Source organism: Chryseobacterium sp. WG14, assembly GCF_024586945.1.
GTDB lineage: Bacteria > Bacteroidota > Bacteroidia > Flavobacteriales > Weeksellaceae > Chryseobacterium.
In genome coordinates, this window is sequence record NZ_JALCZD010000008.1 from 79,811 (window position 1) to 93,096 (window position 13,286).

Below are 13,286 nucleotides of genomic sequence, written 5' to 3' on the forward strand. Positions count from 1 at the left end.
TAAAATAAAGCACTTCTATTTCTGTAATTTCTTAAAAATGTGTATTTTCGCAAACTGATAAAAAACTATAATTTATAAAATGGCAATTTTAGGACAAATTAGGAGTAAGCCTTGGCTTTTAATGGGAGTAATAGCCTTAGCGCTTTTAGCGTTTTTGGTTAACCCAGACAGTATTGACAAGGTTTTTGGTAAAAATCCTGACATTTTAGGAAAAGTAAATGGTGAAAAAATTACCCGCGAAGAGTTTAACGATCAACTTTTCGTACTGCAGCAACAAGCTGAACAACAAGGTGGTCCAAAGACCGGTCTTGAAGAGCAGGCTTGGCAATTATTGGTGCAATCTAAACTTATCAAACAACAGTTCGAGAAATTGGGCTTTGAAATGACTGATGATTATTTCTGGAACCAGATTCAGTATGATCAGATGTTTGCTCAGAATAAACAGTTTTTTGATGAAAAGGGTAACTTTAAAACTCAAGAGCTTAAAAAAGAAATCGAAACATTACAGAGTGCTAACCCTCAGGGGTATGCTCAATGGTTAAAGACAAGAAAAACAATTGAATACAGACTGATGGCCAGACAGGTATTCAGCAATATTTCAGCAGGGATTACTACCGGTAAAAAAGAAGCTGAAGAATTGATGAAGCAGAGAGACCAGCTTGCAGATATCGACTTTGTGAAAGTAGACTATGCGGCTTACCTTCAGAAAACTAAAATTAATGTTACAACGGAAGATCTTGCTAATTATATCAAGCAGCATCCTGTAATGTTCAAAGCTGAGCCTAGCAGAAATATCGGGATTGTATTTTTCCCATCTAAGCCTAGCGCAGCAGATGATGCCGCAGCATTGAAAGAAATTACAAAATTATACTCAGTAGGTAGTGATGCCAGCGGAGGTACAGAAAACTTCCAGAATACGAAGAATGACTCTATGTTTGTAATGGCAAACTCTGATATGCCTTTCAATCCTCAGTATATGAAACCTACTCAGTTGCCGGCTACCATACAGAGCCAGATTGCTACTGCAGCCATAGGGCAGACTTTTGGTCCGTATAAAGAACAGGATTTCTATGTAGTGTCTAAACTTGTTGGTAAAAAAACTTCAGATTCTACATTATCAAGACATATTCTTATTGCTTTCAAAGGAAGCCCTGCCGGAGAAGGCGTAACAAGATCTAAGGAGCAGGCTAAGAAATTGGCAGACTCTATCGGGGCTATTGTAAAAGCAACTCCTGCTAAATTTACAGAATTCCTTAAGCTTTCTAATGATCCAAACTCTGCAGCACAAGGAGGAAGTTTAGGATGGACAACTCCAGAAACACCTTTCGTTCCGGAATTCCTTACTTACCTTGCCAATAATCCTAAAGGAGCTACAGGGGTAGTAGAAACGCAGTTCGGTTACCATATCATCAATATTGAAGATAAAAAATCCGGATCAATGGGGTATCAGGTTGCTAATTTAGTAAAGGCAATTAAAGCTTCAGATGCTACAGAAGCTGAAACAGATAAGAAATCAAGAAAATTCATTCAGCAGGTTCAAGGGAAATCTTTCAACGATTTTGTGAACATTGCTAAGAAAGGTAATTATCAGTTCTCCAATCCAAAAGCAGCAAAAAGATTTGAAGGCCAGCTTCAGGGCTTAGGTACTGAAAAAGACGCTGAGATCTTAACCTGGGCTTTTGATAAGAAAAGAACTAAAGGAGATACAGAATTATTTACTGTAGACGGAACAGGGGACAAAATTGTAGTATACCTGAACGGAAAACAGGAAGCCGGACTTGCTGATCCGGAATCTGTAAGAGATCAGATTGAAGTGATTGTTAAAAATAAATTGGCGGCAAAACAGATTTCTGATAAAATTGCAGGAGCTAAAGCTTCTAGCTTAGATCAGATTGCTACAATGTTTGCTTCTTCAAAACAATCAGCTCAGGTGAACCTATTGAACCCTTCAGTAGCAGGTGCTATGGAACCTAAGGTGGCTGGTGCTGCATTTGGAGTGAAGAAAGGTCAGCTTTCTAAGCCAGTTGAAGGAGGAACAGGAGTGTATGTTCTGATCAAAAAATCAGAAACAATAAACAAGCAGCCTGGAGATCTTAAACAGTTCACAGAATCTATTACACAGAGAAATGCAGGAATGTTCGGACAGGCTTGGCTAAAGAGTCTTCAGGATAATTCTGAAATCGAAGATTATAGAATTGAGATCTGGAATAAGGTAGGAAATCAGCAACAATAAGAAATTAAATTTCAACAATATAAAAGCGACAAATTTTTTTGTCGCTTTTTTTGTATTTAACGCAGAATAATAACCAAAAAGATTTATTTAAAATGTACTATATTTGCTTATTAGAAAAAAATTAGCAAGTGAAGTTCAGTAAAGAATTAAAAGCTGGTGTGATCACACTTCTAGCTATCGTAGGCTTTGTAGTGTTGTTTCAATTCATGAAAGGGAAAAGCCTTTTTACTACCGATAATATATTTTACGCAAAATATGACAATGTGGAAGGCCTTGCGCAATCTTCAGCAGTGTCTATCAACGGTCTGAAAGTAGGACAGGTGGATAAGATTATTCCTCAGACAACAAAAGAGGGTAAAATTAGCTTTGTTGTCAAAATTACAGTGGACAACAAGTTTGAGTTTTCAAAAAATTCAATGCTGGAAATTTTTGAACCGGGATTAATGTCCGGTAAAGAAATGAGAGTGAACCTTGTGTATGGCGGTCCTACTGCAAAAGATGGGGATACCTTGAAGGGAGCTTTTAAATTGGGGATGATGGGAAGTCTTTCTTCTCAGGTAGGTCCGGTTAAAGATCAGCTACAGGTGGTATTACACAGGGTAGATTCTCTGATGACTAATGCCAACCAGATCTTTGATGCTCAGAATAGAGCTGAAATCAGGGCTCTGTTAACCAATCTGAATAAAACGGTAGGGGCATTGCAGACTACAGCAGGAAGTGTAAATACTCTGGTAGGGCATAACGATCCTAAGCTTCAGAAAGTATTGGACGATGCAAGCCTTACCATGCAGAGTGGAAAAGTAACCTTAGATAAATATGGAAACTTAGCGCAAAGCATTGATACCAAACAATTAAATGCAACCATTGCCAATTTGGATACCACGGTAGGTAAGCTGAATCAGGTAATTGGTGGAATAGATAAAGGTGAAGGAAGTTTAGGAAAACTAATGAAAGATGAACAACTTTATAATAATCTGAATTCAGCATCATTGAATCTGAATTCATTGATTGAAGATATGAAAGCGAATCCTAAGAGATATATTAATTTCTCGGTTTTTGGTAAAAATAATAAAGACTAATACGTCCTATGCAGTACATCGATAACATTATTTTCCTGATTTTATTAGTGGCTGGGTTTGGCTTGTTTGCTAAAAGCCTGCAGAAGATTTACAGAAATATCATGCTCGGACATGAAATCAACAGAAATGACAGAAAATCTGATCGCTGGGCTACCATGGCAAGAGTGGCTATGGGGCAGAGCAAAATGGTAAAACGCCCTGTTGCAGGGATATTGCACCTTTTTGTATATGTAGGTTTTGTTATTATTAATATCGAACTTGTAGAAATTGTAGTGGACGGAGTATTCGGAACTCACCGTTTTCTGGCTTCGGTTTTCGGACATGGATTTTATAATTTCTTTACTGCAACATTGGAAATTCTGGCACTTCTTGTAGTGATCGGAGTGGTTGTATTCTTTATCAGAAGAAACTTTTATGGGGTTAAAAGATTAACCATGAAAGAACTTTTCGGATGGCCAAAACAAGATGCTAACTGGATTCTTATTATAGAATTTGCCCTAATGGTGGCTTTCTTTAAGATGAACGGTGCAGATTGGGTTTTGCAACAGAGAGGCCTTCTTCCTGAGCATGGAAGTTTCCCCATCAGTTCTACCTTTTTAGCACCTGTTTTAGGAGGCTTTAGTGACGGTTTTCTTTTCTTTACAGAGAAAGCGGCATGGTGGTTCCATTTTGTAGGGATCCTTTTCTTCATGAACTATCTTTACTATTCAAAACATTTACACATTATCCTGGCCTTCCCAAGTACATGGTTTGCCAATCTTGATAAAAAAGGAAAATTCAACAATCTTGAATCTGTAACTAAGGAAATCAAATTAATGATGGATCCTAATGCAGACCCTTATGCCGCTCCGGCGGAAGGAGAGGCGGATGCTGCTCCCTCTAAATTTGGTGCAGAAGATATATTTGACCTGAATCAGGTACAATTGCTTAATGCCTATTCTTGTACAGAATGTGGACGCTGTACCTCTGTTTGCCCGGCTAATATTACGGGTAAAAAGCTTTCTCCAAGATTAATCCTGATGAAAACAAGAGACCGATTGGAAGAAGTAGGAAAAAATATAGATAAAAACGGAAAATTTGTTGACGACGGTAAAAAGTTGTTGAATGATTATATAACAAAAGAAGAACTTTGGGCCTGTACTACCTGTAATGCCTGTACAGAAGCTTGCCCTGTATTATTAGATCCACTTTCCATTATTTTTGATATGAGGAGATTCCTGGTAATGGAACAGTCGGCTGCACCGCAGGAACTGAATCTGATGATGACCAATGTAGAAAATAATGCAGCGCCATGGCAATATAACCAGGCAGACCGTTTGAACTGGGCAAATGATTAAATCATGAAAAAGCTAATCTACATATTTCTGTTCTTATGTTCAGGTTTTCTATGGGCTCAATCGGCTGATCAGAAGAAAATTCTTGAAGATTCACGGTCTTTCATATCTTTATTTCAAAAGAAAGATTATGATGGAATGCTGAATATGACTCATCCGGCAATATTTGAAAAAATTGATAAACAAACAATGATCGATGGCTTCAAAAAAATGTTTGAGAAGAATGATGAATTTGAAATAGAAATGGTAGATACAGATCAGACTACATTTAATGTTTCTGATATCTTTACCACCGCAGATAATACAAAATATGCGTTCAGCAGCTATCCCATGAAAATGAAAATGACATTTTTAAAGGAAAAGTTCGATGAAGATAAAAAGAAGATAGTGCTGGGAATGATGGAGACCCAGGGAATGGAGGCGAAATTTATAAATGATACGACCCTGGAAATGAGTAAGCAAAGTATGATCCTTGCCCTCAATGATAAAACAACATCAAATACCTGGAAGTATCTGAATTATGACGAAGCCAATCCTTTATATGTTTCTATAGTCCCTGTGGAGGTTATGAAAAAGGCAAAGGAATACTATGCTAACTTATTAATTAAACAAAAAGAAAATGCAAATTAAAACAATGGCAGAATATGCTGCCGAAGGAAGATCCCCGGAAGTTTTATTTTGGGTTGGATGTGCTGGAAGTTTCGATGACCGCGCCAAAAAAATTACAAAAGCATTTTGCAAAATATTAAATAAAATAGGAGTTGAATTTGCAGTACTGGGACAGGAAGAAAGCTGTACCGGAGACCCTGCAAAAAGAGCTGGAAACGAATTTGTTTTCCAGATGATGGCCCTTACCAATATTGAAGTATTGAATGCATATGAGGTGAAAAAAATAGTAACGGCTTGCCCGCACTGTTTTAATACCCTTAAAAATGAATATCCAAGCCTTGGCGGACACTTTGATGTGGTTCACCATACCCAGTTCCTGAAAACATTAATGGAAGAAGGAAGACTAAAGATTGAAGGCGGTGCATTTAAAGGAAAGAAAATTACCTTTCATGATCCGTGCTACCTGGGAAGAGCCAACGACGAGTATGAAGCGCCAAGACTGTTACTTGAAAAACTGGATGCAGAGCTTGTGGAAATGAAGCGTTGCAAAACAAACGGTCTTTGTTGTGGTGCCGGAGGGGCACAGATGTTTAAAGAACCTGAAAAAGGAAATAAAGACATCAATATTGAGCGTACAGAAGAAGCCTTATCTTTTGAACCTAAAGTGATTGCTACAGGATGTCCTTTCTGTAATACAATGATGACAGATGGAGTAAAACATTTTAATAAAAATACAGAAGTTGCCGTAAAGGATATTGTAGAACTTCTTGCTGAGGCAGAGGATTTATAGGTCCTTTATATACAATACAGATAAAAACTCAGGCTTTGGCTTGAGTTTTTATTTGTGATCAACTCAAGAATATTTCTTAATTTTGATACTTAAATTGATAGCATATGAAGTCGTCATTTAACCAACTTTCCGGTCAACAGAAAGAGGCGGTAATGATAACAGCATATGGGATTAAAAATACGTACATATGAAAATAGAAGAATCCAATATTGTAGAAACTAACGACTACAGAGTTATTATATACCCGGCTTCAAGGCCTCTTGAAACCAAAGAAGCAAAAGCAATTACTGAAAAATTGTTTGACTTCCTTGCAACATGGGCAGCCCATGGAAAAGCACTTTCTTCTTCTTTTAAGATTGAAAAAAATCAGTTTATCATCATCTGTGTAGATGAAGAAAAAGAAATGGCTTCAGGATGCAGTATTGACGCATTGGGTAAGATTATGAGAGAAATTGATGAAGAATATCAACTGGGACTTTTCGACAGAATGAAAGCCAGCTTTGTAGACAACGGAGAGGTAAAAACATTAAAACTTCAGGATTTTAAATCCCAATTGAGAAACGGAGAACTTTCAACAGATATCCAGGTTTTTGACTTCTCTAAAAATACCTACCTTGATTTCCTGAGCCACTTCCTTTTACCTTTGGAAAAAAGCTGGGCGGCTTCTATAAAATAAGTGTTTAAAGAAACACGGTAATCAATCAGAAAGTGGAATGTATTTCCACTTTTTTGTTTTAATGTATCTTTGCAGAGACAGTAATCGCTAATGCCAAAAGTACTTTTTTTAACGACTTCACACCGATATGATGATGACAGGATTTTTTATCATCAGGCTAAAGCTCTCAGAGATGAAGGGTATACCGTTAAAATCTGCAGTCTGTACACAGATTATAAAGGATTTCTTGACGGGATTGATATTGAGGCGTATTCTGCTTTAGAAGAAAGCATAGAGACGAAAATAAAAATATTCCGGGATGTCTGTCAGGCCTTTCAGCCGGATGGTATTATCTGCTCAGAGCCTCTGGCAGTAATTGCCTCCGGAAAGTTTGTAAAAAAGCATAGAATCAGCTGTATTTATGATATTACGGAATGGTATCCTGCCATGTCTATGCTTGAAGTCTATCAATTTCCTGTTAAGATCATTCAGGCAGCAAAATTTTTTCTGATTCAGCTGTATGCCGGTTTCCTCAGTACCCATTTTATTTTTGGAGAAACTACAAAGAAATTTCCTTTAGGCTATTTATTTGGGTTTAAAAAACAAATGGTCCTTCCTTATTATCCGGATGAAATGTATATCAGGGAAAGTATAAAAAAACTTGAGCCTGGTACCATTACCCTTTGTTATACAGGGATGATCTCAAAAGATAAAGGGATTGATAATTTCTTTAAAGCAGCTGATCGGGTAAGAAATAAGCTTCCTCAGCTTAGACTTAACATCCTTATTGTAGGGTCAACGAGACAGGAAAGTGATGAAGTGCATTTTTCAGCTTTGCTTAAAAAATATGCGTTTGATAAGATTGAAATTAAAGAACCTGTTTCTTTTGAGAAATTTACAGAAGCATTTTCCGATGCTGACATTTGCTTTGACCTCAGGGAAATCAATTTTGAGAATAATCACTCTCTTCCCATCAAATTGTTTTATTTTATGGGAGCCGGAAAGCCTGTAATTTATTCTCGTCTGAAGGGAATCAGGAAACATATAGGAAGTCTTTCATTTGGAAGCCTTGTAGACCCTCAGAATACGGAACAGATTGCAGAAATCATCATACAGTATGTGACAAACCCTGAGCTGTATGATGCCCACGCATTCAATGCCAGAAAAGAATTTAAGGAAAAATACAATTGGGGAGCTATTCGTGATTCATTTGCTAATTTTGTAAAAAAAGCTATCGAAAAATAATAACCATGAAGCTTACTGTTATTAAAACCTTTATTTCGCGCTTCCTGATTCTGATCCTGAGTTTCGGTTTGGTTATTTTTTCCACGAATATGTGGGGAAGCGAGGGAAAGGGAACTATTTCTATTGTCATTGCCAATGCAGCAGCAGTAAGCTTTTTCAGCAGTATCTTTTCAGGCAGCAGTACTTCTTATTTTGCTTCAAAGTTTAAGATTGAAAAAGTGTTGCTATATGCCTATTTATGGTCACTTGTGACAGGTATAGTAATTCCTCTTGCCTTTAGTTTAGCCTCAATTCAGAGTGGCTATCTTCCCTATCTTATCGGTATCTCAGTTTTTTCTTCACTGTTATCAACGAATATTAATTTGTTTGTCGGAACACAGAATATAAGAAAGTTTAATATATATACAGTCTTACAACAGCTGGTACATATTGTCTTTATTGGAATTTTTATCTATCTTTTCAATAGTAAAGATGTTTCTGTGTATTTCCTTGCCCAGATTGGATGTCTGGGACTTTTATTTTTTACCAGCTTTTTTCAAATTATCAAAAAATGCAGTATTTCAGAAATATCATTTTCAAAAGAGGTTTCAAGGAATATGTTTGAATATGGCTGGAAAACACAATTGAGTGCATTTGTCCAGTTTCTGAACTACAGGCTTTCATTTTATTTCCTCGAACATTTTGAGGGAATAGCAAGTGTAGGGATCTTTTCGATCGGGATTACCTTTTCAGAAGCAATATGGACGATTACCAGAAGTATTGCTGTTGTTTTATATTCTGATGTTGTCAACAGTAAAAGCAGGGAAGAATCTATAGAAAAAACGAAATCTTCACTCAAGCTGACCTTTATCCTCATGGTGGGCTTTGTTCTGGGAATCGTTATTATTCCCGCCCAGGTCTATGAAATGATCTTTGGAAGGGAATTCAGGAATACCAAAGAAATAATGCTTCTTTTATCTCCCGGTATTTTTGCCATAGCAATAAGTGATATGATCGGATATTATTTTTCAGGGATCAGAGAACTTAAAATACTGAACGTGAAGTCAATTGTAGGGTTGATCATTACGGTTCTTTTTTCTTTTATAGCTATACCGAGATGGGGAATTTGGGGGGCGTGTTTTGTGACCACATTTTCTTATTTGGCTTCTTCATTCCTGTTATTCCGGAAGTTTTACCGTTCTACAGAATTTAAGCTGAGTGATTTTATGATCTCAAGAAAAGAGATCTATCTTTTAAAATCAAAATTTATAAAGAAATAGGTCCTTGTGGCCAGCAAATAAAGTCATTTTCCTATTTTTACAACTATTAAGATCTAATATGTGCGGAATCAGCGGTTATTATTCATTTCATAAAAGTATTTCCTCTAAAAATATTTTAGAGATGAATCAGGCCATTAAGCATCGGGGACCGGATGATGAGGGCTTTTGGCTTTCTGATATAAAAAAAGGAACATCTTTTTCCGGCAATGATTCCACTCCAAAAATAAAAGAGCAGTTTCCCATTTTGGAAGATGATAGCTCAGACATTGCTTTAGGATTTCGAAGACTTTCTATCATTGATCTTTCTGAAAAAGGGCATCAGCCTATGCTTACTGAAAATGAGCAGGTGGTGATTACTTTCAATGGGGAGATTTACAACTTCAGAAAACTCAGGGAAGAACTCCGTATAGTAGGATATCACTTTGAAGGCTCCTCTGACACTGAAGTACTGCTGAAGTCTTATCAGGAATGGGGAACTGGCATGTTTGAAAAGCTGGATGGAATGTTTGCACTCTGCATTGTTGATCTCAGCGCAAAGAAGCTTATTTTGGGCAGAGATAGAGTAGGAATGAAACCCCTTTTCTATCATCAAAGTGAACAGGGCATAGTTTGGGCCTCAGAAATAAAGGCCATTTTGAAAAATGAGCTGGTAGCGGCTGAAATCAATTGGGATGGAGTATATACTAACTTTCTTTTTCAGACAACATTAGCTCCGAAAACCTGTTTTAAGGGGATTTTTTCTGTAGAACCGGCTTCTGTGATGACCATTAGTTTAAGAGATCAGAAAATAACGACTGAAAAATTTTGGAAACTGCCTTTAAAGACCGAACAGAATATTTCTGAAGAAGAAGCTGTAAAAACTATAGATCATTTGCTGTCTGAAAGCATATCGGAGCAGCTATATGCAGATGTTCCTGTAGCAGTCATGATGAGTGGGGGCATTGATTCTACGTTAATTGCCGCGAAATCAAAACCTTTTAATGCCAATATCAGTACATACACTATTTCCTATCCTTTTTCTGAAGAGGAGATACAGAACGCTTCTCTGGCAGCTGAGCACTTTGGAGTCTCACATAAGGTTGAAAAAGTAAATGATGAAGATATCTTAGACCAGTTAAAAGAAAATATACAGCATTTTGAAGAACCTTACTGTAGTCTTGAAGTACTGATCAATGCTGCAAAATATGCAAAAGATAATGATATAAAAGTAGTGTTGAGCGGAAATGGGGCAGATGAACTTTTTGGAGGCTATTCCCATACATTGAAACTTAAAAAATGGCTTTTGATGAAGAATTTTAACTTCACCAGACATTTTATTGTTACGAAAGATCCTTTTTCCAGAAAGGTGAAAAATTACTTTTCTCAGGATTTTATGTTTGATTTTTTCCGCCAGAGCCAGATAAGTATGGCCCCCTTTGAAGCAAAAAATATAATAAGACCAGACATTTTCAGAAATATTGATTCAGATCTTACAAGGTATCATTTATCAGAATCTAAAAATTATTCAGGCTATTTTGAATATGATATGAAATATTCTCTGTCGTCTCACCATGTTTTCAGAGACGACCTGAGTGCCATGAAATATGGGGTGGAATTTCGTTATCCCTATCTCAGCAACCGGTTGATAGATTATGTTGCCGTTTTACCGGAGCGTTTCAGGTTTAATGGGATTCAGAATAAGCCCTTATTACGGAAAACAGCCGAAAGATATCTTCCTTCCGAAGTTTTGAATATGTCAAAAAGAGGTTTTTCTTTTCCCCTGAACCATTTTATTAAGAATGAAGAAAAAATCAGAAATTTTATTGTTGAAAATCTTGAGAGCCTTAAAAAAAGAAATTTTTTCAAAACAGAAGTCATCGATGAATGGTGGAATCATTTGGAAAATGAATATGACTGGGTAAAAATCTGGCAGCTGGTGACTTTTGAGTTGTGGTACCAGAAATATTTTGAGAAATAAAGAAGGAGTCTAAAGATTAATATTTTATCTTTGTTGTGAATGAGAAATATTGTTTTTGGAATATGGGTTATGGCTTTCGCACTTTTAAGTTGTAAAAGTGATGATGAATCTTTACAAAGGATTGATCAGATCATGAATATTTATATGGTTAACGGTGCAGGGCAGGATTTGTTGAATAGCAAAAAACCAGGATCATTCAGTGGATATTCGGTGAACGACAGTTTAGGAGACAGAGATATTTCTCCCGTCAGTATTCCACTGAGAATGACAGCTGATTCTACATTTTATATGGAATATATTGCCGGTGCCAAAAGAAAAAGACTGGATTCTGTAAGTCCGGACAATCCGGGTACAGGTAATTCTTATTATTCTGTAATGACTCTGGGTTTAATAAAAACAGTGAATAATGTAGCGGATACTATTACAGATAGATTAAGAATTGAGTACCGTAAAACACCCACTTTATTCCAGGTATCTAAAGTATATTACAATGATGTGCTGCAATTTTCAAAAGAAGCGGATCAACCAAATTCGATAAATACCTTTACTATCACAAAATAATTTTAAATTTGTACAATTGTTAGTTTATTGAAGCTAACTTTCTAATATTTAACATCTCAATAAAATGTTACAAGTCAATTTTTTACGCGACAATAAAGAGCGCGTTTTAGAAGGTCTTAAAAAAAGACAATTCAAAAATCTTGAGTTGGTAGACGAGGCTATCGCTGCTGACGAAGAAAGAAAAAGAATCCAGTTTGAATTAGATTCCCAGCTTTCCGAGATCAACAAAATCTCCAAAGAAATAGGACTTTTGATGAAGGAAGGAAAGAGAGAAGATGCGGAATCGGCAAAATCTAAAACAGCACAGTACAAGGAGTCGAGTTCAGAATTGAAAATTCAGTTAGAAGCAAAAGAAACAGCTTTATTGGATATTTTATACCAGCTTCCCAATATCCCAAATGAATTGGTAAAGAGTGGAGCTTCAGCAGATGATAACGAAATTATTTTTCAGTCTCATACAGTGGAAGGTCTTGGCGAAGGTGCTATCCCTCACTGGGAGCTGGCAAAAAAATATAACCTGATTGATTTTGAATTGGGAGTAAAAATTGCGGGTGCGGGTTTCCCTGTCTATCTGGGGAAAGGAGCCAGATTACAGAGAGCTTTGGTGCAGTATTTCCTGGATAAAAATGTGGATAAGGGATATACGGAAGTAAATCCCCCTCACGTTGTAAATGAAGCTTCAGGATTTGGAACAGGTCAGTTGCCTGATAAAGAGGGACAGATGTATTATATCAACGAAGATAAATTATATTTGATTCCAACGGCAGAGGTTCCTGTAACGAATCTTTACCGTGATGTATTGCTTGAAGAAAAAGATCTTCCCATTAAAAATACGGCTTTCTCTCAATGCTACAGAAGAGAAGCGGGGAGCTACGGAGCTCATGTAAGAGGGCTGAACCGCCTTCACCAATTCGAGAAAGTGGAAATTGTAAGAATTGAGAAGCCTGAAAATTCTTATGCTGTTTTAGAAGAAATGGTAGAGCACATCAAAGAAATTCTTACCGATCTTGAACTGCCTTTCAGAGTATTAAGACTTTGTGGTGGTGATACAGGTTTTGCTTCTGCCATGACCTACGATTTTGAAGTATGGAGTGCTGCTCAGGAAATGTGGTTGGAGGTAAGCTCTGTTTCTAATTTTGAAACGTTCCAGGCTAACAGACTTAAATGCCGTTATAAAGCAGACGGAAAGTCTCAGCTGGTTCACACCTTAAACGGATCCGCGATGGCGTTGCCAAGAATTATGGCTGCATTGCTTGAAAACAATCAGACGGCAGAAGGAATTAAACTTCCTAAGAAGATCGCTGAATACGCGAGATTTGATACTATTAACTAGAATATTTTTATTCATAAAAAGAAGAGGCCGCCTCACACTCGTGAGAACGGCCTTTTTTATGGAATTTTCCTGTACTCCTTTATGAGAAGGGTTTTCGTTTAAACGATTACCCATCGTCTAGTTGTGATGCACCTTCTTTTGTTTGTTACGGATTTTCTGTTTTTTTAATTTTTATTAGTTTTCTAAAAAAGGGTATCAACATAATAAATAATTATTATTCCTTTTATAGGG

Annotated in this window: 11 protein-coding genes; all 11 read left to right on the forward strand. The window is 36.8% G+C overall.

Annotated features, from left to right (window positions below; all coding sequences use genetic code 11):
- The first annotated feature begins 79 nt into the window (after positions 1-79).
- The 11 genes from MP478_RS14405 to serS all read left to right on the forward strand — a co-directional run bounded on the left by MP478_RS14405 (position 80) and on the right by serS (position 13,055).
- On the forward strand, positions 80-2,233 hold the full coding sequence (locus MP478_RS14405; RefSeq protein WP_257200827.1) for a peptidylprolyl isomerase: 2,154 nt from the start codon (positions 80-82) through the stop codon (positions 2,231-2,233).
- A 128-nt stretch (positions 2,234-2,361) separates the two neighbouring features.
- Positions 2,362-3,312 (forward strand): MlaD family protein, encoded by a 951-nt coding sequence (locus MP478_RS14410; protein ID WP_230032653.1) that lies wholly within the window; start codon positions 2,362-2,364, stop codon positions 3,310-3,312.
- Positions 3,313-3,320: 8 nt separating this feature from the next.
- Complete coding sequence (locus MP478_RS14415) at positions 3,321-4,649, forward strand: (Fe-S)-binding protein (protein ID WP_257200828.1); 1,329 nt, start codon at positions 3,321-3,323, stop codon at positions 4,647-4,649.
- A gap of 3 nt (positions 4,650-4,652) precedes the next feature.
- The gene (locus MP478_RS14420; RefSeq protein ID WP_257200829.1) at positions 4,653-5,276 is read left to right on the forward strand and encodes a hypothetical protein; all 624 of its coding nucleotides are present in this window, start codon (positions 4,653-4,655) and stop codon (positions 5,274-5,276) included.
- Entirely contained in the window at positions 5,266-6,045 is a 780-nt protein-coding gene (locus MP478_RS14425) for a (Fe-S)-binding protein (protein WP_106918014.1), read from the forward strand. The genes MP478_RS14420 and MP478_RS14425 overlap by 11 nt, the downstream gene beginning before the upstream one ends.
- Positions 6,046-6,232: 187 nt before the next feature.
- Entirely contained in the window at positions 6,233-6,721 is a 489-nt protein-coding gene (locus MP478_RS14430; protein ID WP_257189667.1) for a hypothetical protein, read from the forward strand.
- 90 nt (positions 6,722-6,811) lie between these two features.
- Positions 6,812-7,945 (forward strand): glycosyltransferase, encoded by a 1,134-nt coding sequence (locus MP478_RS14435; RefSeq protein WP_257200830.1) that lies wholly within the window; start codon positions 6,812-6,814, stop codon positions 7,943-7,945.
- Positions 7,946-7,950: 5 nt separating this feature from the next.
- On the forward strand, positions 7,951-9,204 hold the full coding sequence (locus MP478_RS14440) for a lipopolysaccharide biosynthesis protein (RefSeq protein WP_257200831.1): 1,254 nt from the start codon (positions 7,951-7,953) through the stop codon (positions 9,202-9,204).
- 58 nt (positions 9,205-9,262) lie between these two features.
- Complete coding sequence (asnB, locus tag MP478_RS14445) at positions 9,263-11,161, forward strand: asparagine synthase (glutamine-hydrolyzing) (protein ID WP_257200832.1); 1,899 nt, start codon at positions 9,263-9,265, stop codon at positions 11,159-11,161.
- Between the two features lie 39 nt (positions 11,162-11,200).
- Entirely contained in the window at positions 11,201-11,722 is a 522-nt protein-coding gene (locus MP478_RS14450; protein ID WP_230032632.1) for a hypothetical protein, read from the forward strand.
- Between the two features lie 64 nt (positions 11,723-11,786).
- Positions 11,787-13,055, forward strand: a complete 1,269-nt coding sequence (gene serS, locus MP478_RS14455; RefSeq protein ID WP_257200833.1) for a serine--tRNA ligase — start codon at positions 11,787-11,789, stop codon at positions 13,053-13,055.
- Positions 13,056-13,286 lie beyond the last annotated feature (231 nt).